A 21,251-nucleotide genomic window follows, 5' to 3' on the forward strand; every position below is an offset into this window, starting at 1 on the left:
TACCGGGAGATATCAGAAAAGTTTATATGATGAGATTTTCATATCGGAACAAGGATAGATAAGGGAATCTCATTCTTATAAAATCCCAATTACCCATTTATCTTAAAAGGGAAAGGAAGTCTATCACATGAAGATCAACACGAAAGCACTTGCTATCCTTGCCGGTCTGACGGTCGGCATGTCCAGTACGGCATTTGCTGCTACGGCGGACAGTTTCACAGACGTCCCGAAGGATCACTGGTCCTACCAGGCACTCGACTACCTGGCCAAAGAAGGCGTCATCGAAGGTATGGGGGATAGTACCTTCCAGGGCAGCCGCACCATGACTCGTTATGAGATGGCCGCCATCGTAGCAAAGGCAATGCAGAAGAAGGACGTCAGCTTCGGCGATAAGGCCGTGCTCGACAAACTCTCTGCCGAGTATGCCAATGAGCTGGGCACGCTGAAAAATCAGGTCAACAAGAATACGAATGACATCAATGATCTCAAGAACAAGACGGATAAATTCAAGGTCTGGGGCATGACGCGTGTACAGGTTGGCGATGACAATGGCTTGGTGAAAGATGGTCATAATGGCACCTATAATAATCGCTTCTACATGGATCTCGAGGGTTCCATGAAGGTCAACGATCATGCAACGGCACGCTTTACGGTTGAGAAAAACGCGCATTATCGCGACAGTGAATACGCGAACAGCAAGATTCCTAAGATGCTCAAGTTGACCCGTAAAGATGGTACGACTGATTTCCTTGAGACGACAAATGCTATTTCTGGTATCGATAAGGATAGTTTGCTCGGCGATGATAACCACAATGGTTCCATCTCGAATATCTGGGTAGAACTCCAGCTCGGCAAGAACCACAACTGGTATACGAACATTGGCCGCAAGTGGAACGGTATTGGTATGCAGAACCTCATGCTTGGTGGTCAGGTCGACGGTATCGCCACGTACCATCCGATTGAAGGTGGTCACGGTTGGTGGATGAGTGCTCAGTACTGGAAACCGTCTGCTGACTGGACGACTGTCTCGGGTACGGACCAGATCAAAGAAACGTTTAATGAAGATGGTTCGCATAAGGGCTGGGATACTTCTTCTGTCAAGATTAACACGCATCGCGCACCGATTGTTGGTTCGTTGGATTTCTGGGGCCCAATCGGTAAATACCTCGATGCAAACATCGCTTACTCTCGTGTCGTCGATCATACATCGGATACGGGTAACTCGGCAGATGGTTATTACACGGGGGCTAAGAACTTCTATGGTGTTGATTTGAAGGCGAAACTTTTCAAAGATTTCTCGGTCACGGGTTCTTATCTGAAATCTGATGCCCTGTTAGAGGACCTGAATTGGCTGAAACCGCATGCAGATCGCACGTGGGCTGTCCGCTTTGATTATCGTGGCACGGATCTCAACAAAGTTGGTTCTTGGGGGGCCTATGCAAAGTGGATGGATATCGGTGCCGTTTCGGATCTCGGACATGATGATGAGTGGGCTACGCGTGAACCGACCTTTGTCAATGGCGTCAAGGGCTGGTTCTACGGCTTCAAGATGGTTCCGTGGCAGAACTGCGAGTGGGAGACGATGTGGGCTCCGCATCTCACCGAAAATAGTGATGCTAACTGGGCTGGTGGTGCCTACACGCGTCACATCCTGCGCAGCTGGCTCGACTTCCATTTCTGATGAAGTGCTCTCCGCTTGATACACAAATGATTTTCTGACAGTATCGGGATTTCACAGTGGGGGCAACCTCGCACCTGACATGGGCTTTGTGGTTACCACTAAGGTGATAGACGAGTCGTTGCCCTCAGCAGTGAGGTCCCGATTTTATTCCTTTGGTGAAAGGGGCATTCGTAATGAGTCATAAGAAAGCGTTGAAACGTGCCATTGGCATGTCGTTGGCCTTTAGCCTGCTAGGCAGTCCGTTCGTCATGCCGGCAGACGTCATGCCAACCTGCATCACGGCTTCGGTTGCTGAAGCTGCGGCGGCGGTAGGCCCTTCAGATGTTGTTCTCGTCGGCACGGTTCAGTCGAAGCTCGGTGCTGGTGCAGACTGGGCACCGGGAGACGGTACGACAATCATGAAGGATGCCGGCAACGGCAAGTACCAGTATACGGGCAAACTGCCGAAGGGCAATTACGAGTATAAGATTGCCATCGGTGGCACGTGGGATACGAATTACGGTGCTGACGGCGCGGCCGATGGTGCCAATATGAAGCTGAAGCTCACGAAGGACACGGAGGTGACCTTCACATACGATTCCGCTACGCACAAGACAACGGTATCGTATGCTGGACAGGGATCTGCGGAGGAAAAGGCAGCAACTACTGCTGAAGCAGCCCGACCTGGCTCCGTACAGCCGACTGACGTTGTTTTGGTAGGCTCCTTGCAGGATGAGCTTGGTGCGGCCAAGGAGTGGGATCCTGCCGATGGCAAGACCATCATGAAGTCGGACGGCGCTGGCCATCATGTCTTCACGGGCCATCTGCCGAAGGGCAACTACGACTTCAAGATCGCCGTGGGCGGCTCGTGGGATGTCAACTACGGCGCGAACGGCGAGGCGAATGGCAAGAACATCGCGCTGCGCCTGCTCAAGGACCACGATGTCACATTCACCTACGACGATGCGACGCATGCCGTGACATACGATTACGCGGGCAAGGACGCTGAGGAGAAAGCTCTTGCTGCCGAGGGACGCAGCATCGTGCTGACGGGCACGGTGCAGTCGAAGGCTGGCGCGGCGAAGGACTGGGATCCGTCGGACACGACGACGCGCATGAAGCCCATCGGCCATGATTTCTATTCTTACAAGATAAAGCTGCCTGCCGGCACGTATTACTACAAGATTTCCGTCAACGGCAGCTGGGCTGAGAATTACGGCCTCGGCGGCAACTTCGACGGTGCGAACGTGCAGTTGACGCTGCCGAAGGCGCAGGAAGTCACCTTCTACTACAACGACAAGTCGCATCACATTGCAGACAGCACGAGCTACACATTCCGCGCGGATAAAGACCTGCCGGTGCTCTCGGGCAGCTTTGGCGCGGTCGATGACCCGCTGATGCGCGACCAGATGCTCGACAATCTCTTCCAGAAGACCATCCCGCTCCAGAAGGGCGACTACACGGTCACGGTCAAGATGCCGGGCGAGGATGCGCTGACGCAGCAGGTCAATGTCGCCAAGGATGGCGATGTCACGTTCTACTACGACAGCAAGGCAAAGCGCCTGATCGCCGACGATGGCCGCATCCGCGAGGACAAGGTCTACCACGACAGCTGGAGTACGGATTACCGCGCTCCGTTTGAAGCCGTCAAGGAGGGCACGCCTGTAAAGCTCTCGCTCGCCACGGGCAAGGGCGATGTCACGAGCGCGAAGCTCGTCGTCTACAAGGCCAAGATTACGGCCAATGGCGGCGATGAGTACAATCCGGACTACACGGCCGGCACGGTCACTTCGTATCCGATGACGAAAGCCTCGACCTCTGGCGACCAGGACATCTGGACGGCATCGTTCACGCCGACGTCGTACGGCCTCTATGGCTACAAGTTCGTGCTCAACGACACGAAGGAGTACGGCGACGATGCGAAGCCCGGCAGCACGGGCGAGCTCAAGCTGCGCGGTGTCAAGCCGTACCAGCTCACCGTCTACAGCAAGGACTACAAGACGCCGGACTGGGCGAAGGATGCCGTCTGCTACCAGATCTTCCCGGACCGCTTCTTCAACGGCGACAAGAGCAACGACAACGCGCGTGCGAATGCGCGCGGCTTCCAGCCGGTGCAGCACCGCAAATGGAGCGACCTGCCGGCTAACTACAGCAAGACGCCGGCTGCCGACGGCGACAAGTGGGAGTGCAACGACTTCTTCGGCGGCGATATCGCCGGCATCACGAAGAAGCTCGACTACCTCAAGGGCCTTGGCGTGACGGCTATCTACGTCAACCCGATCTACGATGCCAGCTCGAATCACCGCTACGATGCCGTCGACTACGGCACAATTGACCCGTTCCTCGGCAACTTCAAGGATCTCGAGAAGCTCTCAGCGGAGATGCAGAAGCGCGGCATGCACCTGATCATGGACGGTGTCTACAACCACATCGGCGATGATTCCATCTACTTCGACCGCTACGGCAAGTACAAGACGGTCGGTGCCTACGAGTACTGGAGCCGCATCTACGACCTCATGAACGACAAGCACATGACGGAGGCGGCGGCCAAGGTCGAGGCCAAGAAAGAACTCGAGGCCGAAGGCCAGGTCTTCAGCCCGTGGCATTGGGAGAACTGGTTCGACATCCGCAACGAGAAGACACAGGACATGATGGGCAAGAAGTACGCCTACCACGACTGGCAGGGCTACGACAGCCTCGTGCCGTTCAAGGATGCCGACTACCCGGGCTCGGAGCAGGGCACAGTGAAGTCGGACCTCGGCGACTACCTGCTCTACGGCAATGGCAAGGACAAAGGCGTCATCATGAAGTGGTTCGACGAGGGCCTCGACGGCTGGCGCCTCGACGTCGCCAAGGAGGTGCCGCCGGGATTCTGGGCCAACGTCCGCAAGGAAGTCAAGTCCATCAAGACGAAGGACGGCTCTGAGCCGCTGCTCTTGGGTGAGATCTGGCAGGACGGCTCGCAGTTCTTCACGGGCGACACGTTCGACTCTGTCATGAACTACAAGCTCTCGTTCGCGCTCGGCGACCTCTTCCTCAACAAGGGCGACGCCAAGGCGGCCGATTACGAGCTGACAGTCCTGCGCCAGAACTACCCGAAGGAGGCCTTCTACGACCTCATGAACATCGTCGACAGCCACGACACGGTCCGCGCTATCTACAAGTTTGGCGGTGGCTCCGACAGTGTCGCACAGCCGACGAAGAAGGATTTTGACTACAACCTCGGCAAGGCGCGTCTCAAACTCGCGGCGACCTTCCTCATGGGCTATCCGGGCATGCCGACCATCTATTACGGCGATGAAGCCGGCCAGTACGGCAGCGGCGACCCGGATTGCCGCCGCACCTATCCGTGGGGCAAGGAGGACAAAGACCTCATTGCCCACTACAAGAAAGTCATCGGTGTCCGCAACGCGCACAAGGATATCTTCGCGCGCGGCGATGTCAATACGCTCAAGGCAGAGGGCGACATCTACGCCTTCAGCCGCAAGGCCGACTCCGGCAAACTCGGTATCGTCGCCTTGAACCGCGGCAAAGCACAGCAGGTCACTCTGCCCGTCTCCGCCGCAGATGGTACCATCTTCACCGATGAGCTGACCGGCACCAAAGCTACGGCAAATGGCGGTCAGCTGACACTCGCCCTTGGTGAGAACCAGGGGATGATGCTCGTAGAAGACTGATACGAGCATCCATAACATCCCTCATTTCTCTTAAATTTCCCTTTTTGACCCGCGACAGTTCCCCGCTGTTGCGGGTCTTTTTTGTCTGTATATAGTAAAGATATAAAATTAACCACACTAAATCTATAGATGATTATATTAAAATATGTTATAATTATCTGTAGAGAGGGGGAAAGTCCACATGTTTGCAAAAGATGTTCTTCGCATCTTGCAGGTTTCTAGGCCGACACTCACGAAGTACGTCAAGACAGGGATTATCCGTGTCCATGTCATGCCGAACGGCCACTATGACTACAACGAGGAAGATGTCTACAAGTTCCTCAACAAGGACGTGAAGCGCAAGACCTACATCTATGCTCGTGTCTCTACGCCAAAACAAAAGCCTGATCTCAAGAACCAGATTCAGCTGCTCAAGCAGTTCTGCTTCGCCAACGGCTACACCATCAACGGTGTGTTCTCAGATATCGCCAGCGGCATCAGCTTTGAGAAGCGGAAGGGCTTGTTCGACCTGCTGGACGATGTCCTTGCCGGTCGTGTTGAGCGTGTGGTCGTGACGTACAAGGACAGATTGTCGCGCGTCGGCTACGACTTATTCTATTATCTGTTCCAGAAGTACAACTGTGAGATTGTCGTCATGAGCGAAGTCGGGTCCGAAAAGCTTGACTCGCAGGAAATCTTTGAAGAAATCGTGAATCTGCTGCATTGCTACTCTATGAAGCTGTATTCCAGTCGCAGGAGACTGCGGAAGATCAAGGAGGCGATAGAGGATGATGAAACGAGTGGAACACCACCGGCTTAAACCTTCTTCACCGTTCTATGCCATGTTGCGTGAATTCTGTCATCGTTCCAAGAACCTCTACAATCACGGAAATTTCCTGATTCGCCAGACGTTCATCGACGATGGCAAATGGCTGCGCTATGGCGAAGTTGACCGCTTGTTGAAGGCTGACACAGAGTACCCCGACTATCGGGAGATGCCGACTGCGCAGACAGCGCAGCAGACACTCCGCATTTTAGATAAGAACTGGACATCGTTCTTCGCGGCCATCAAGGACTGGAAGGCCCATCCCGAGAAGTACAAGGGACGGCCAAAACTGCCGAAGTACAAGCCGAAGGACGGCTATTTCCCGCTGGTCCTGACGAACCAGAACTGCAAGCTCAAGGACGGAGTCATTCGCTTTCCAAGAGTCTTTCAAGGATTCACGGTAAAGGCCATCTTCTCTAGTCAGCCAGATGCTGTGTTCAAGCAGGCACGCATCATCCCGCATGGCGGAGAGATTTGCATAGAACTCGTCTATGAAATTCCAGAGGTCGAGGAGAAAGAGAACAATGGAAGATACGCCGCCATCGACATCGGCGTCGACAATCTCGCGGCACTGGCCTGGAACACAGGCGAGCGACCTGTCCTGCTCAAGGGGACGCCGCTCAAGTCGGTCAATCAGTACTACAACAAGCAGATGGCCAAGCGCAGAAGCATCTGTGAGCGGATGAATGGACGCCATTCTTCTAAGCGAATCGCGCGGCTCACAGCGAAGCGGAATCGCAAGGTTGAGGATTACTTGCATAAGGCAAGCCGCAAGGTCATCGACTTGTGCACGGGGCAGGACGTGTCGGTACTGGTCATCGGCAAGAACAAGGGCTGGAAACAGGAAGCGAACCTCGGCCGCAAGGTCAACCAGAGCTTTGTGCAGCTGCCTTTCGCCCGCTTCATCCAGATGCTCCAGTACAAGGCTGAGTCAATCGGCATGAAGGTTGTGCTGACTGAGGAGAGCTATACGAGTGGCACTTCCTTCTTGGATGACGAGGCACCGGTCAAAGCCTGCTATGACAGATCACGCCGGGTTCATCGCGGCCTGTTCAGGACAAGTGATGGCCGGAAAATCAATGCCGATGTCAATGGTGCCTACCAGATCATGCGAAAAGTATTCCCGAATGTGAACGCAGACGGGATAGAGGGCGTAGCGTTGCGCCCAGCTGTAGTAACTCTTTCGATGAGCGCTCGCCGCGGCTCCGGCTGTGCCTGATGCGAGAAAGAGTGAACAGCGAAATTTATTAAAAATACGAATATCATTATTTGGTATTTATAATAAATATAACGTCATTTACTATTTGACGTCAGAATTTTCGTTCGGTACAATGGATGTAAGAGTATGGTTTTAGTATTATTTTGCCGAAAGGAGAATTTATGAAAAAGATACTAGCAGTGCTGGCATTCGTCTTTGCCTGTCTCTGGGGCACGGCGTTTGCGGCGGATTTCTCGCATCTCGTCATCTTGCACACGAATGACACGCATGGCTACGACCAGCGTGCCGACGGTGTCAACGGCATGGCGACAGTCGCCGCACTCAAGAAGGATTACGAGGCCAAGGGCTACAAGGTCCTGCTCGTCGATGCCGGCGATGCGATCCAGGACAACAACCTCGTCAACTTCAGCAAGGGCAAGACGGCCATTGACTTCATGAATGCCGTGGGCTACGATGCCATGACGCTGGGCAACCACGAGTTCGACTACGGCTCGGATGTGACCATGGAGCGCATCAAGCAGGCGAAGTTCCCAATCGTGTCGGCCAACATCATCGTCGATGCGACGGGCAAGCCGTTCACGGGCAAGACGCACGCCATCATCCGCAAGGGTAGTCTCAAGATCGGTGTCTTCGGCCTGACGACGCCGTCGACCATCACGACGTCGAACCCGAAGAGCACGCGCGGCCTGACCTTCCTCTCGAAAGAGGAAATGTACGCAGCAGCCCAGAAGGAAGTCGCGGCGCTCAAGGCCGCGCACTGTGACCTCATCGTCGCCATCGGCCATCTCGGCAGCGAGCCGGATGCCGTCGGCGACCGCTCAAACGACGTCCTCGCGAACGTCAAGGGCATCGACGTCTTCATCGACGGCCACGATCACACGGTCAAGAATCTCTACATTGACGGCAGTCTGCTGACCGAGACGGGTTCGCACCTCGCGAACATCGGCGTTGTCCGCTATGAAGATGGCAAGTGGCAGGAAGATCTCCATGCCTACGGCCAGTTCAACAAAGAGGATGCCAAGGTCAAGGCAATCGTCGATAAGGCGCAGGCCGCCATCGACAAGAGACTCGCGACAAAAGTCGGCATGACGCCGTTTGAGCTCAACGGCAGTCGCGACCCGGGCGTGCGCACGGAAGAGACGAACCTCGGCGATTTCCTCGCCGATGCTTACCTCTGGCAGGTCCGTCAGGCTGCGGTGCTCGACAGCGTCACGATTGACGGCGCCCTGATGAACGGCGGCAGCATCCGCGCGGGCATCAAGGCTGGCGCAATCACGGAGGCCGACCTGCTGCGCGTCCTGCCGTACCACAACTACCTGCAGTACGTCACCATGAAGGGCTCGACGCTGCTCGAGATCCTCGAGGCGGCGACGTGCACGACGCCGACAGCGCTCGGCGCCTTCCCGCAGGTGGCCGACATCGTCTATACGGTTGACACGAAGACGCCGTTTGCCAAGGGCGAGCTCTACCCGCATTCCGTTTATTACCGTCCGGCAGCCCCCGGCTCGCGTGTCACGATCACGAGCGTCGGCGGCAAGCCGTTCGACCCGGAGGCGACCTACAACATCGCCGTCCCCGACTTCCTGACCTCCGGCGGCGACTCCTACTACTCCATGCAGGACCCCGCTAAAGTCACCATCCACGATGTCGACTATCTCGACACCGACGCCGTCCGCAACTACCTCAAAGAACTCGGCGGCACAGTCAGCGCCGACTACAAGGCACCGCAGGGCCGCATCACGATCGTGCAATGATGATGCATGAAAAAAGCTCCATCAGCGTTACTGATGGAGCTTTTGTGCTGTCTTGGGCAATCAGAATGCCGGGACGACAGCGCCTTTATACTTGTTGTTGATGAAATCCTTGATTTCCTGGCTGTGCAGGACTTTCATGAGAGCCTGGATCTCGGGGCGGTTCTCATCGCCCTGGCGTACGGCGACGATGTTGACGTACGGGCTCGTGCTGTCCTCGATGAAGAGCGCATCCTTCGTCGGGTCGAGCTGGACCTGCATTGCGAAGTTGGAGTTGATGATGGCGGCATCGACATCATCGAGCGTGCGCGGAACCTGTGCGGCTTCGACTTCCTGGAACTTGAAGTTCTTCGTGTTCTCGGCGATGTCCTGCAGCGTTGCTTTCTCCTTGACGCCGTCCTTGAGCTTCAGCAGGCCAGCTTTCTCGAGAAGGAGCAGGGCGCGGCCGCCGTTGGTCGGGTCATTCGGGATGGAGATTGTAGCGCCGTCTTTGAGGTCCTTGAGGTCTTTGACCTTCTTGGAGTAGATGCCCATCGGTTCGATGTGGACGCCGCCGGCGCTGACGAGCTTGACCTCCTTGTGCTCTTCCATGAAGTTCTGGAGGTACGGGTCATGCTGGTAGAAGTTGGCATCGAGTTCCTTGTCGTTGAGGGCGAGGTTCGGCTGGACGTAGTCGTTGAATTCGACGATGTCGAGTTTGATGCCTTCTTTCTCGAGCAGCGGCTTGGCTGCCTCGAGGATTTCGGCGTGCGGCACAGCCGTAGCACCTACCTTGAGCGTCTTCGTGCCGCTCGTCTGAGCTGCGCTCGACGAGGACGAAGAAGAGGACTGGCTGCCGCCGCAGCCGGCGAAAGCCAGCGTCGCGACGACGAGCGCAGCGATGAGTGCGAGTACTTTTTTCATGTGGATTCCTCCCTTTTTGTTTATCTCTTGTCCAGACGTTTGGCGAGCGTGTTGCCGACGAACTGGACGAGTTGAACGAGTACGATGAGGATGACGACGGTGGCCAGCATGATTTCCGGGCGGAAGCGCTGGTAGCCGTAGCGGATGGCGAGGTCACCGAGGCCGCCGCCGCCGACGGCACCGGCCATGGCCGACTCGCCGACGAGGCTGATGATGACGGTCGTGAGCTGCGCGACAATCGAGGACATCGATTCCGGAAGCAGGACCTTCCAGATAATCTGGGCCGGCGTTGCGCCCATCGACTGCGCAGCCTCGACGAGGCCGAACGGCACTTCCTTGAGGCTCGTCTCGACCTGGCGTCCGATGAACGGGATGGCAGCGATGACGAGCGGTACCATGGCAGCCGTCGTGCCGATGGCCGAGCCGACGAGCAGGCGCGTGAACGGGATGATGGCGACGAGCAGGATGATGAACGGGATGGAGCGCACGGCATTGACGATGGCGCCGACGATGCGGTTGACGGCCAGTGACTCGAGAATCTGTCCCTTGCTCGTCGTGTGAAGCAGCACGCCGAGCGGCACGCCGATGATGGTGGCGATGATCATCGAGACGACGACCATGTAGACCGTCTCGCCGAGGGCCTTAGTCAGAAGTGGAATCATGTCTGCGGACATAGCCGATCACCTCCTCTTTGAGATCTTGCTGGCGCAGGTACTGGAGAGCTTCCTGGATCTTTGCCTCCGGGCCCGTGATGCCGATGATCATGCGCCCAAAAGGCGTCGACTTGATCTGGTCGAGGTTGCCGAAGAGCATCGTGACCTCGATTTCCGGGAACTTGCGGATCATGCCGGCCAGCACGGGGTCGTCGGCCGATTCGCCGATGAACGTCAGGCGCAGCAAGAGATAGGCGCCTGGCAGCGGCGTCTTCGAGACTTCGCCGCCGCGGAACGCCGCGGGCAGCTCGTTCGAGAGCAGGACGCTGATGAAGTCCTTCGTGATGGGCTTCTGCGGGTTCGTGAAGACCTCGAGGACGGTGCCCTGCTCGGCAATGACGCCGTTCTCGATGACGGCGACCTTGTCGCAGATGTCCTTGATGACCTGCATCTCGTGCGTGATGACGACGACCGTCAGCGAGAGCTTGCGGTTGATGTCCTGGATGAGCTCGAGGATCGAGCGTGTCGTCTGCGGGTCGAGGGCGCTTGTCGCCTCGTCGCAGAGCAGGACTTTCGGCTCGCTCGCGAGCGCGCGGGCGATGCCGACGCGCTGTTTCTGGCCGCCTGAAAGCTGCGAGGGATACTGGTGCGCCTTGTCCGCCAGTCCGACGAGATCCAAGAGCGGCAGTACCTTTTTCTTGATCTCTGCTTCCGGCGTGTGCGAGAGGCGCAGCGGGAATGCGATGTTGTCGTAGACAGTAGCCGAGCTCAGCAGGTTGAAGTGCTGGAAGATCATGCCGATGTTCTTGCGCGCCTTGCGCAGCTCTTTCTCGCTCATGGCCGTCATGTCCTGGCCGTCGACGATGACCTTGCCGGCCGTCGGGCGCTCGAGCATGTTGATGCAGCGGATCAGCGTGGACTTGCCCGCGCCGCTGAGACCGATGATACCGAAGATCTCGCCGCGCTCGATCGTCAGGTCGATACCCTTGAGCGCCTTGACGGGACCGGAGGGGCTGTCATACGTCTTCTCGATATGAGACAGCTGTATCATAGAATGAGTTACCTCCTAATCATATTAATCTTATATGTTTTGATAGTAGCATAGGAATGAAATGTTGTCAATACAATCTTACAGACTGCTACGAGTCCTGACTATGCTATTGTCCATTATAGCATCAAAGGGGGTTATCTCATAGGAGGACAAAGGCGAAATCGAAAAATTTTATCGGCCGCCTTGTAATTGAGAAACATTTTCGATATAATACAGGCAGAGCAACGATGATAATGATTTTCAACAAGAGGTGATGCATTTTGGGACGAGAGGGTTTCGAACAGCTCATGGGCTTCCACGCCGCGCCGCTGCTCGTCGGGCTGCGGCCCGCGAGTCTGCTCTCCTTCCGCAGGGACCGCTTTGATGATTTCGAAGGGCTGCTGGCCTCGTACAAGGCGTGTTTTTCCTGCAAGGGAATCGAAGTCTTCCGCGTAGCGGAGGGAGAGGCGTACACGCTGCTGCTGTTCTACCGGGCAGCATGCCTTCGCCGCCATCTGGAGCAGGCGGAGGTACGGGATTTGCTGCAGGCGTACGGCTATCCGTGTGACGAAGGGCTCGATGTATGCCTCGCGCATCTGTGCCTGCGCATGCAGCTCCAGAAATCCTTCCCGCATGAGATCGGCCTGTTCCTTGGCTATCCTGTCGAGGATGTTGTCGGTTTTATCACGCACAAAGGGCAGGATTTCTGCTATAGTGGGTATTGGAAGGTATACGCGAACGAAAGAGAGACGCGGGCGCTGTTCGACCGCTATGCGCACTGCACGGAGGACTTCTGCTCGCGCCTCGAGCAGGGCTGTTCGTTCCCGGATCTCGTCAAAGCCGTTTGAGTCAGAAGAAGCAGATATACTTTTATAGAAAGAAAGGTGATTCTCAATGAGCAAGATCGCAATCATTTACTGGACCGGCACGGGCAATACGCTGGAGATGGCCAGGGCCATCGAGAAGGGGGCCAAGGAGGCCGGCGCCGATGTCGATGTATTCGAGGTAGAATCGTTTGGCGGCGTCGAGCGCCTCAAAGAATACGATGGCCTGATGTTCGGCTGCCCGGCCATGGGGGATGAAGTCCTCGAGGAAGGGGCGTTCGAGCCCTTCTTCGCAGAGGCCGAGAGCCATCTGCAGGGCGTGCCTGTCGCACTCTTCGGTTCCTACGGCTGGGGCGGCGGTGCCTGGATGGAGTCCTGGGCTGAGCGCACGCGCAATGCGGGCGCCAAGCTCATAGGCGACGGCCTTGCCATCGAGAACGCCCCTGATGACGACGGCATCGCCGCGTGCGAAGCCATCGGCAGAGAGTTTGCCGTATCTCTTTGATGTGGATTTGTGCTCCATGTGATACAATAGGCGAGAAGGCATCACACAATTGACTGCGATTGTGATCACAGAGGAGGGCATATCATGATTTTTTCTTCCATCCATGCAAAACAGCAGAGCGTCATGCTGCCGACGGCCGTCGAGAAGGCACTGGATTTCTTGAAGGCGCATGACTTCACGAAGATGGAGCCGGGCCGCTATGCGATCCAGGGCGATGACATCTACGCGCAGGTCTTCGACGCGGAGACGAAGCCGGCAGAGGAGCAGCGTCCCGAAGCCCATGAAAAGTACGCCGATGTCCAGTTCCTCGCCTCGGGCAGAGAGCGCCTTGGCTTCACGCCGGACACAGGCAGCTATGAGGTGGCGGAGCGCTTCGACGACCGCGACCTGATCTTCTACAAGAAGGTGGAGAACGAGTGCTTCATCGAGGCGCGCCCCGGCTGCTACAGTGTCTTTTTCCCGGAAGATATCCATCGTCCGGCCTGCGCCTCCGGTCAGCCCATGACCGTGCGCAAGGTTGTCGTCAAGATCAGCGTGAAGTTGCTCTGAGGTTTGTATGACATAAAAAGGTGATTGACCACAGTTGGTCAATCACCTTTTTTATAGCAGTGTTTTCAGTTGATTGTTCTCATGCTTCGGCTTCTTCGACGCTGACGGCGGCTTTATCGGCTGCGAAGACGTCTTTGCGCTGGCCGTTGAGCTTGTACTGGATGGTCAGGACGAGCAGGCCGGAGACGAGCATGGCGGCACCCATGATGAAGTAGCCGGCATCGAAGGAACCCGTATTGACTTTGACCCAGGCCATCATGTTCGGGCCGACCCAGCCGCCGAGGTTGCCGCAGGAGTTGATGAGGGCAACGGAGCCGGCGGCAGCAGGGCCGGTGAGGAACGTCGTCGGGATGGTCCACCAGACGCCCATGGCGGCGTGGATGCCGATAGCGGAGAGGCAGACGAGCGCGAGAGCGACGGGCAGGCTCTGAGCAAAAGGCGAGAGGCCGAGGCCGACAGCACCGACGAAGAGCGTGCAGGCGACGTGCCAGACCTTGTCGCCCGTCATCGTGGCCGTCTTGCTGATGACGAGCTGGACGAGCAGTGCGGCCGTCATCGGGATGGCGATGGCACCGCCGAGCAGCGAGGTCGAGAGGCCGGAGAGTTCTTTGAGAACGGTCGGCATCCAGAAGTAGAAGCCCCAGAAACCGACGACCCAGAGGAAGTAGATCAGGCAGAGCTTGAGGACTTTCGGGTCATGGAATGCTTCGAGAACCGTGTATTTCTTGCGGGACTGCATGGCAGCCTGCTCTTTGTTGAAGTTGTCCGTCAGGTATTTTTTCTCGGCGTCCGTGAGCCAGCTGACCTGGTCCGGGCGGTCCTTGACGCAGAAGAAGAAGAAGACAGCGAAGGCGAGGGCCGGGATGGCTTCGAGGATGAAGAGCTCCTGCCAGCCGTGCAGGCCGAAGAAGGAACTCTCGAGCAGCACGCCGGCAATCGGTGCGCCGATGATGTTCGAGAGCAGCAGCGAAGTCAGCATGAGGCTCGTGGCGCGGGCGCGCTCACCGGCCGTGAACCAGCGTGGGAAGAGCACGGAGTAGATGACCGGGTAGAGGCTGGCCTCCGACGCGCCCAAGAGGAAGCGGCAGAGGAAGAACTGGAACTCGGTCGAGATGAACGCCATGAAGACGCAGACGAGGCCCCAGGTGAACATGATGCGCGCAATCCACTTCGTCGCGGAGAAGTGCGAGGCGACGAGCGAGCCCGGGATCTCGAAGATCAGGTAGCCGACGAAGAAGATGCCGGCGCCCATGCCGAAGACTTCCGGCGTGATCCACGGCAGGTCCGCCGTCATCGTGAGCTTTGCGTAGGCGACATTGACGCGGTCGATGCAGGCGATGATCGAGACGAGGAAGACCGGCAGGATGATGCGCCAGTCGCGCGCTCGCTTGAGATGGGCAAGATCGACGTTTGCTGCTTGTTCCATGATGATACCTCCAAGATAAATGATAGATGAGATGAAAGCAGTCACAAGATTTCTCAGGGCTGTTCCGAGTGATGGACTAAAAATAAAAAATCCGTCCCTCTGAAAGGGACGGATTGATTTCCGCGTTACCACCCAAGTTCCGTGCCAAAGCACGACGCTCTGACGTACTCAGGCATTCGTAAGGTTCACGACGTACCATCATACGCGGCTCCTGTAACGGGGAGCAGTCGTGGTCGCTTACTCTGGTTCAGCGCCATGCCTCGAGGATGATTTTCGGCTTCCTGCTCATCACCGGCTTTCACCATGCCCGGCTCGCTATGCATCAGCAACAGAAGTCTACTCTTTCCTGTCTTCAGCTGTATTCGTTATGTGAACTGTTGTTTTGATTACGGGTACTATCATAACGCTCGCGTGTAATGTTGTCAATAGCTGCTTCGGAAAAAATTGCAGATTTTTTCGGGCAGCTGGCGGGTGTGCTGGCGGATGATGGCGCTCGGATGATGGCGCCCGGATGATGGCGCTCTTAGAAAATATTTGCTTGCAAGGTTCGGTTTTTACGCGATGAGAGAGGATTTTGGCCGTGTTTTATAGTATAATAATAACAAGCAGAAAGGAACGATGGACATGATTTTTGAACGGGAAGCCGTCATCCACGACGAGGGCGGCATCCATGCGCGCGTCGCGGCGATGATCGTGCAGCGCGCACAGGAACTCTGCAAGCGCTACGACTGCCACCTCTATCTGCGCAGCGCGCGCAGCGAGCGCTGTGAGATGCACAGCCTCATGAAGCTCGTGGCCCTCAAGGTCGCACAGGGCGATTCGGTCTTCGTGTCGGCGGAGGGAGACAACGGGCGTCAGGCCGTCATCGAGATGGTGCGCTTCCTCGAGAGCGACTTCATCATGAACGAGGCTTCGGAGATCCACGGCGTCGACAAGCTGCTGCACGAGAATGCCCTGATGCAGGAACGCCTGCAGATGATCCTCGAGGCGGTGCAGGACGGCATCTGCGTCGTTGACCGCAGCGGCGAGATCACCTATGTCAATCCGTCGTATCTGCGTATTGTCCACAAGACGCCGGAGATGGTCATCGGTCAGAACGTCTTCGAGACGGCTGCTGACGGCAACCGCTGCGCCGTGCTGCGCTCTGGCATCGCGCGCATCGGCAGCATCCGCCACAAGAAGGACGGCACGACGATCGTCGCCAATGTCAACCCAATCTTCGTCGACGGCGAGATTGCCGGCGTCGTCTCGGTCATCAAGGACATCACGGAAATCCAGACGTTGATGGAGCGCCTGTCGCAAGTCTCGGCCAAAGCGGAGTACCTCGAGCAGGAGCTCCTGCGCACCAAGAAGACGGCGCAGGCTTTTGCCAACTACATCGGCAAGAGCGGCAAGGTCGTCGACGTGCTGGCGCTGGCCTCGAAGGCGGCGGACTCTTCGGCCAATGTCCTGATCCGCGGCGAGAGCGGCACGGGCAAGGAGGTCATCGCGGAGGGCATCCACTATGCGAGCGGACGACGTCGCGGCCCCTTCATCCGCGTCAACTGCGGCGCCATCCCCGGAGCGCTGCTCGAGTCAGAGCTCTTTGGCCACGAGAAGGGTGCTTTCACTGGTGCCGTGCGCCGCAAGCTCGGCAAGTTCGAGCTCGCCAACCGCGGCACGATCTTCCTCGACGAGATCGGGGAGCTCGACAAGAACCTGCAGGTCAAGCTCCTGCGCGTCTTGCAGCAGAAGGAATTCGACCGCGTCGGCGGTGAGGAAACCATTCACGTCGATGTGCGCATCATCGCGGCGACGAACCGCGACCTCGAGGCGATGGTCCGCGAGGGCACTTTCCGCGATGACCTCTACTACCGCCTCAACGTCATCCCCATCATCCTGCCGCCGCTGCGCGACCGCCCCGACGATATCCCCTTGCTCGTCGAGCACTTCATCGAGAAGATCAGCAAGGAGAACAAGAAGGCGGTGCGCGGCATCACGCCGGACGCCATGCAGATGTTCATGCACTACCGCTGGCCCGGCAATGTCCGCGAGCTCGAGAATGTCATCGAGCGCGTGATCACGCTGATGGACACGGATCTCATCACGACAGCCATGCTGCCTTCTTATATAAAGGGCGACATCGCCGGACGCGAGGTGCAGAGCCTTGCCGATGACACCGTCCTCCCGTGGGAAGAGTACGAGAAGCAGATCATTGCAAACGCCCTTCGCCAGGGAACGAGCTTCAACGGCGCGGCCAAACTGCTGCGCATCAGTCACAAGACCGTGGCGGCCAAGGCGCGGAAATACGGCTTGGTATAATTTACCAAGCGTTGGTAAAAATTACCAAGCAAAATCGCAGTTTTGGTAAAATTTACCAAAACCCATATCGGAGGACGTCATATAGCGGCGGAACAATCCGAAAGCAAAAGACGATATGATCTCGGAAGCCTTGTGTACAAGGCCTGACGGGTCAAGATAAAAAATCCTGCTTGGAGGAAAAAGTTGGCACGCATCTTGCATTATTTATAAGTGCTGATTATGTTCCTGTAACGACAGGGAAAGTAAGATTAATGGTTTTAAGATTGGAGAGGTTCAAATGACTCAGGAAACGCTTACGATTGAAAACAAGACTGGTATCCACGCTCGCCCGGCTTCCATCTTCGTTCAGACGGCTACGAAGTTCAAGTCCAAGATCCAGCTGCAGGCTAAGGGCAAGACGATCGATGCAAAGAGCATCCTCATGATCATGAGCATGGGCCTCGTCAAGGGCACGGAAGTCACGATCATCGCAGACGGCCCGGATGAAGCAGAGGCAGTCAAGGCTCTGAAAGACCTCATCGACTCCAAGTTCGGCGAGGAATAATTTCGGATTCGAGCGCGATAAGCGAACAGAAGAGGTGAGTGACCTTCCTCCGGCTCCGGCGGGAGGGAGGTCATTTGCATATGTGCAGGGAATGCACGCGAATGCAGGGAATTTTTCAGGGGGAAAGTAAAATGGCAGAAATCATTCGTGGTAAAGGCGTCATCTCCGGTATCGCCATGGGCAAGATCATGCTCGCAGGCCAGAACCTTGACGGCTATCTCGTCAACTACAAGCCGGAAGACAAGGCGACGGAGAAGCAGAAGGCACAGGATGCCCTGACGGCTGTCGCAGAGATCCTGCGCGAGAGCATCGAGAAGCTCAAGAGCAAGGACATGAAGGAGCAGGCCGCCATCATGGAAGCACACCGCATGATGGTACAGGACCCGATGATGGCCGACAACATCATGGCCAAGATTGAGGAGCTCGGCAATGCGCCACAGGGCGTCCTCAAGGCTGCGGAAGAGCAGGCCGTCATGTTCGAGCAGATGGAGGACGAGTACTTTGCAGCCCGCGCTGTTGATCTGCGCGATGTCGGCAAGCGCGTCGCCAAGTACATCCTCGGCGTCAAGGAGCCGGAAATCGGTGACGAGAAGGTCATCCTCTGCGGCCGTGAGATTGAGCCGTCCGTCATCGCCGGCATGGAGACGGAGAAGATCGCCGGCGTCCTGCTCGGCTCGGGCAGCACGACGGCCCATGCCGTCATCATCGCCAAGGCTCGCGCAATCCCGACGATCGTCGGCCTCAACAAGGAAGACCGCATCGACCGCATCGCGGATGGCGACCACGTCATCATGGACGGCGAGCGCGGCGAGATCGTCATCAATCCGGCACCTGAAGACATCGCCAGCTACGACGAGAAGATCAAGAAGCAGAAGGAACTCGCCGAGCACTACGCTGCTCTCAAGGACCTGCCGGCTGTCACGACGGATGGTGTCAAGGTCGACCTGATGGCCAACATCGGCACGCACATGGACGTCGACAACGCGCTGAACTACGGTGCAGAGGGCGTTGGCCTGTTCCGCTCCGAGTTCGTCTTCATGGGCCGTCAGGACATCCCGACGGAGGAAGACCAGTTCAAGGCCTACAAAGAGGCCATCGAGAAGTGCAAGGGCAAGCTCTGCGTCATCCGCACGATGGATATCGGCGGTGACAAGCCGCTGCCGTACCTCAACATCCCGGAGGAGGAGAATCCATTCCTCGGTTATCGCGCCGTCCGCATCAGCCTGCAGCGCCGTGACCTCTTCCTGCCGCAGCTCAAGGCCATCCTGCGCGCCGGCGTCTACGGCAAGGCAGCCATCATGATCCCGATGATCATCAACGTGGCGGAGTTCAAGAAGGTCAAGGAGTTCATCGAGGAAGCAAAACTCGAGCTCGCGCATGAGGGCAAGGCGTACTCTGACGATGTCCAGGTCGGCATCATGGTCGAGACGCCGGCAGCAGCTATCATGACGCCGGTACTTGCCAAGTACGTTGACTTCTTCTCCATCGGCACGAACGATCTCGTCCAGTACACGCTGGCAGTCGACCGCGGCAATGCGAATATTTCCTATCTCTACAACCACTTCAACCCGGCTGTGCTGCGCCTTGTACAGCGCACAATCACGAGCGCTCGTGAGAACGGCATCTGGGCCGGCATGTGCGGCGAGATGGCGTCGGATCCGAACGCCGCTGTCCTGCTCATGGCTATGGGCATCAATGAGCTCTCGATGAGTGCACCGTCGATCCCGCGCGTCAAGGAGAAGATCCGCTCCATCAGCTCGGTCAAGGCAAAGGAAATCCTCGCAGACGTCATGACGATGGAAGACGGCGACGACATCCGCAACTACCTCCAGAAGATTCTCGGCTGATTCACTTGAAGCAGTCGTGCAATAAAAGGGCCTCCCTTGCGGGAGGCCCTTTTGTTGCTCGTGGCTGGACAAAAAAGATGCTGTAGAGTAAACTGGTGTAGTGTGAACCACAAGGAATTGTATCCCTGTAAAAGGGAATAGGAGGGATAATTTTTGGAAAAAAGAGGAAGTTTTTCGACGCGCCTGGGCTTCATCCTGGTCTCAGCGGGCTGTGCCATCGGACTCGGCAATGTCTGGCGCTTCCCGTACATCACAGGCCAGTATGGCGGCGCCTCGTTCGTGCTGATCTATCTCGTGTTTCTGGCCATTCTCGGGCTACCCATCATGGTCGCAGAATTTGCCGTCGGGCGCGCGAGCGTCCGCAGTGCGGCCATGTCGTTTGACGTGCTCGAGCCGAAGGGGACGAAGTGGCATCTCTACAAGTACGGGGCGATTGCAGGCAATCTTCTGCTCATGATGTTCTACACGACCGTCTCGGGCTGGATGTTCTACTACATCTACAAGATGGCGACGGGCGCCTTTGACGGCATGGACGCCGAGGCGGTCGGGGCCGTTTTCGGCGGCCTGCTCGCTGACCCCGTGACGATGGCCGGCTGCATGATCCTCGTCGTCGTGCTCTGCGGCGGCGTCTGCTACCTCGGTGTCGAGGCCGGCGTCGAGCGCATCACGAAGTTGATGATGGCGGCCCTGCTCGTCCTGATGGTCGTGCTGGCCATCAACTCCATCATGCTGCCGAACAGCGAGATCGGACTCAAGTACTACCTCTATCCGGACTTCAGCAAGGTCGTGGAGTACGGCGTGCAGGAGGTCGTCTTTGCGGCGATGGGGCAGGCCTTCTTCACGCTGAGCCTCGGCATCGGCGCGCTCGCCATCTTCGGCAGCTACATCGGCAAGTCGAAGCGGCTGACGGGCGAGGCTGTCTGGGTCATCGTGCTCGACACCTTCGTCGCCATCATGGCCGGCCTCATCATCTTCCCGGCCTGCTTCAGCTACGGCGTCAATCCGGGCAGCGGCCCGAACCTGCTGTTCGTCACCTTGCCGAACGTATTCAACCACATGCCGCTCGGCCACTTCTGGGGCGCGATGTTTTTCCTGTTCATGGCCTTTGCCTCGATGTCGACGGTCATCGCCGTGTTCGAGAATCTCATCTGCTGTTTCCTCGAGCTTTTGCGCAAGGACCGCAAGATCATCATCCGCTGGGGCATGCTCGTCATCATCCTGCTCTCGATGCCCTGCGTCCTGGGCTTCAACCTCTGGAGCGGCTTCACGCCGTTCGGCCCGGGGTCGAATGTCCTGAGCCTCGAGGACTTCATCGTCAGCAACAACCTGCTGCCGCTCGGCAGCCTCGTCTACCTGGCCTTCTGCACGAGCCGCTACGGCTGGGGCTGGAATAACTTCATCAAGGAGGCCGACACCGGCAAGGGCATGGCCTTCCCAAAGTGGATCCGCTTCTACGCGACCTGGATCCTGCCGCTGATTGTCCTCTACATCTTTGTAGCGGGCTACTACGCGATGTTCTTCAAGTAAGCGGGATGACATTTGGGTGTGAATCTGTGA

The 21,251-nt window shown here is 57.1% G+C and carries 16 protein-coding genes and 1 other annotated feature; of the genes, 12 read left to right on the forward strand and 4 right to left on the reverse strand.

The window, feature by feature from the left end:
* Positions 1-127: 127 nt before the first annotated feature.
* The 5 genes from QDI87_RS07805 to QDI87_RS07825 all read left to right on the forward strand — a co-directional run bounded on the left by QDI87_RS07805 (position 128) and on the right by QDI87_RS07825 (position 9,115).
* Positions 128-1,681, forward strand: a complete 1,554-nt coding sequence (locus QDI87_RS07805) for an S-layer homology domain-containing protein (RefSeq protein ID WP_036377188.1) — start codon at positions 128-130, stop codon at positions 1,679-1,681.
* Positions 1,682-1,854: 173 nt separating this feature from the next.
* Positions 1,855-5,337, forward strand: coding sequence for an alpha-amylase family glycosyl hydrolase (locus QDI87_RS07810; protein WP_055161785.1), 3,483 nt, complete (start codon positions 1,855-1,857; stop codon positions 5,335-5,337).
* Between the two features lie 181 nt (positions 5,338-5,518).
* On the forward strand, positions 5,519-6,136 hold the full coding sequence (locus QDI87_RS07815; RefSeq protein ID WP_055161782.1) for an IS607 family transposase: 618 nt from the start codon (positions 5,519-5,521) through the stop codon (positions 6,134-6,136).
* Entirely contained in the window at positions 6,105-7,361 is a 1,257-nt protein-coding gene (locus QDI87_RS07820; RefSeq protein ID WP_070099913.1) for an RNA-guided endonuclease InsQ/TnpB family protein, read from the forward strand. Before QDI87_RS07815 ends, QDI87_RS07820 begins: the two co-directional genes overlap by 32 nt.
* A gap of 161 nt (positions 7,362-7,522) precedes the next feature.
* Positions 7,523-9,115 (forward strand): bifunctional metallophosphatase/5'-nucleotidase, encoded by a 1,593-nt coding sequence (locus tag QDI87_RS07825; protein ID WP_055161777.1) that lies wholly within the window; start codon positions 7,523-7,525, stop codon positions 9,113-9,115.
* A gap of 60 nt (positions 9,116-9,175) precedes the next feature.
* On the opposite strand, the gene QDI87_RS07830 is transcribed toward QDI87_RS07825, so the two are convergent.
* From QDI87_RS07830 to QDI87_RS07840, 3 genes are read right to left on the reverse strand one after another with little or no spacing between them, the layout of a single operon-like run.
* Positions 9,176-10,015, reverse strand: a complete 840-nt coding sequence (locus tag QDI87_RS07830; RefSeq protein WP_055161774.1) for a MetQ/NlpA family ABC transporter substrate-binding protein — start codon at positions 10,013-10,015, stop codon at positions 9,176-9,178.
* A 20-nt stretch (positions 10,016-10,035) separates the two neighbouring features.
* The gene (locus QDI87_RS07835) at positions 10,036-10,689 is read right to left on the reverse strand and encodes a methionine ABC transporter permease (RefSeq protein WP_226867304.1); all 654 of its coding nucleotides are present in this window, start codon (positions 10,687-10,689) and stop codon (positions 10,036-10,038) included.
* Positions 10,658-11,719 carry a methionine ABC transporter ATP-binding protein gene (locus QDI87_RS07840; RefSeq protein WP_278521268.1) on the reverse strand — a complete coding sequence of 354 codons (1,062 nt, stop codon included), beginning with the start codon at positions 11,717-11,719 and terminating at the stop codon, positions 10,658-10,660. The genes QDI87_RS07835 and QDI87_RS07840 overlap by 32 nt, the downstream gene beginning before the upstream one ends.
* Positions 11,720-12,006: 287 nt before the next feature.
* On the opposite strand from QDI87_RS07840, the gene QDI87_RS07845 reads away from it, so the two are divergent.
* From QDI87_RS07845 to QDI87_RS07855, 3 genes are all read left to right on the forward strand, one after another.
* A complete protein-coding gene (locus QDI87_RS07845) occupies positions 12,007-12,546 on the forward strand; it encodes a DUF3793 family protein (protein ID WP_036377206.1) in 540 nt (179 codons plus the stop codon).
* 46 nt (positions 12,547-12,592) lie between these two features.
* On the forward strand, positions 12,593-13,027 hold the full coding sequence (locus tag QDI87_RS07850) for a flavodoxin (protein ID WP_036377209.1): 435 nt from the start codon (positions 12,593-12,595) through the stop codon (positions 13,025-13,027).
* 84 nt (positions 13,028-13,111) lie between these two features.
* Complete coding sequence (locus tag QDI87_RS07855; RefSeq protein ID WP_036377212.1) at positions 13,112-13,576, forward strand: YhcH/YjgK/YiaL family protein; 465 nt, start codon at positions 13,112-13,114, stop codon at positions 13,574-13,576.
* A gap of 79 nt (positions 13,577-13,655) precedes the next feature.
* On the opposite strand, the gene QDI87_RS07860 is transcribed toward QDI87_RS07855, so the two are convergent.
* A complete protein-coding gene (locus QDI87_RS07860) occupies positions 13,656-15,002 on the reverse strand; it encodes an MFS transporter (protein WP_055161768.1) in 1,347 nt (448 codons plus the stop codon).
* Positions 15,003-15,103: 101 nt separating this feature from the next.
* Positions 15,104-15,364: a binding site (T-box leader), on the reverse strand.
* Between the two features lie 262 nt (positions 15,365-15,626).
* Here QDI87_RS07860 and QDI87_RS07865 point away from each other — a divergent pair.
* The 4 genes from QDI87_RS07865 to QDI87_RS07880 all read left to right on the forward strand — a co-directional run bounded on the left by QDI87_RS07865 (position 15,627) and on the right by QDI87_RS07880 (position 21,221).
* Positions 15,627-17,303 carry a sigma 54-interacting transcriptional regulator gene (locus tag QDI87_RS07865; protein ID WP_055161823.1) on the forward strand — a complete coding sequence of 559 codons (1,677 nt, stop codon included), beginning with the start codon at positions 15,627-15,629 and terminating at the stop codon, positions 17,301-17,303.
* Between the two features lie 277 nt (positions 17,304-17,580).
* Positions 17,581-17,847, forward strand: a complete 267-nt coding sequence (locus QDI87_RS07870; RefSeq protein WP_036377218.1) for an HPr family phosphocarrier protein — start codon at positions 17,581-17,583, stop codon at positions 17,845-17,847.
* Positions 17,848-17,978: 131 nt separating this feature from the next.
* On the forward strand, positions 17,979-19,694 hold the full coding sequence (gene ptsP, locus QDI87_RS07875; RefSeq protein WP_278742829.1) for a phosphoenolpyruvate--protein phosphotransferase: 1,716 nt from the start codon (positions 17,979-17,981) through the stop codon (positions 19,692-19,694).
* 153 nt (positions 19,695-19,847) lie between these two features.
* Positions 19,848-21,221 carry a sodium-dependent transporter gene (locus tag QDI87_RS07880; RefSeq protein WP_270528039.1) on the forward strand — a complete coding sequence of 458 codons (1,374 nt, stop codon included), beginning with the start codon at positions 19,848-19,850 and terminating at the stop codon, positions 21,219-21,221.
* Positions 21,222-21,251: the final 30 nt, after the last annotated feature.

Origin of the sequence: Mitsuokella jalaludinii (assembly GCF_928722185.1) — a bacterium.
Taxonomy (GTDB): domain Bacteria; phylum Bacillota; class Negativicutes; order Selenomonadales; family Selenomonadaceae; genus Mitsuokella; species Mitsuokella jalaludinii.

What these genes read in the sequence shown, in the direction of transcription:
- QDI87_RS07855 (WP_036377212.1), top strand. Translation starts at nt 13,112, where the DNA reads ATGATTTTTTCTTCCATCCATGCAAAACAGCAGAGCGTCATGCTGCCG.
- QDI87_RS07850 (WP_036377209.1), top strand. Translation starts at nt 12,593, where the DNA reads ATGAGCAAGATCGCAATCATTTACTGGACCGGCACGGGCAATACGCTG.
- ptsP (WP_278742829.1), top strand. Translation starts at nt 17,979, where the DNA reads ATGGCAGAAATCATTCGTGGTAAAGGCGTCATCTCCGGTATCGCCATG.
- QDI87_RS07805 (WP_036377188.1), top strand. Translation starts at nt 128, where the DNA reads ATGAAGATCAACACGAAAGCACTTGCTATCCTTGCCGGTCTGACGGTC.
- QDI87_RS07845 (WP_036377206.1), top strand. Translation starts at nt 12,007, where the DNA reads ATGGGCTTCCACGCCGCGCCGCTGCTCGTCGGGCTGCGGCCCGCGAGT.
- QDI87_RS07865 (WP_055161823.1), top strand. Translation starts at nt 15,627, where the DNA reads ATGATTTTTGAACGGGAAGCCGTCATCCACGACGAGGGCGGCATCCAT.
- QDI87_RS07815 (WP_055161782.1), top strand. Translation starts at nt 5,519, where the DNA reads ATGTTTGCAAAAGATGTTCTTCGCATCTTGCAGGTTTCTAGGCCGACA.
- QDI87_RS07830 (WP_055161774.1), bottom strand. Translation starts at nt 10,015, where the DNA reads ATGAAAAAAGTACTCGCACTCATCGCTGCGCTCGTCGTCGCGACGCTG.
- QDI87_RS07870 (WP_036377218.1), top strand. Translation starts at nt 17,581, where the DNA reads ATGACTCAGGAAACGCTTACGATTGAAAACAAGACTGGTATCCACGCT.
- QDI87_RS07825 (WP_055161777.1), top strand. Translation starts at nt 7,523, where the DNA reads ATGAAAAAGATACTAGCAGTGCTGGCATTCGTCTTTGCCTGTCTCTGG.
- QDI87_RS07860 (WP_055161768.1), bottom strand. Translation starts at nt 15,002, where the DNA reads ATGGAACAAGCAGCAAACGTCGATCTTGCCCATCTCAAGCGAGCGCGC.
- QDI87_RS07835 (WP_226867304.1), bottom strand. Translation starts at nt 10,689, where the DNA reads ATGTCCGCAGACATGATTCCACTTCTGACTAAGGCCCTCGGCGAGACG.
- QDI87_RS07820 (WP_070099913.1), top strand. Translation starts at nt 6,105, where the DNA reads ATGATGAAACGAGTGGAACACCACCGGCTTAAACCTTCTTCACCGTTC.
- QDI87_RS07840 (WP_278521268.1), bottom strand. Translation starts at nt 11,719, where the DNA reads ATGATACAGCTGTCTCATATCGAGAAGACGTATGACAGCCCCTCCGGT.
- QDI87_RS07810 (WP_055161785.1), top strand. Translation starts at nt 1,855, where the DNA reads ATGAGTCATAAGAAAGCGTTGAAACGTGCCATTGGCATGTCGTTGGCC.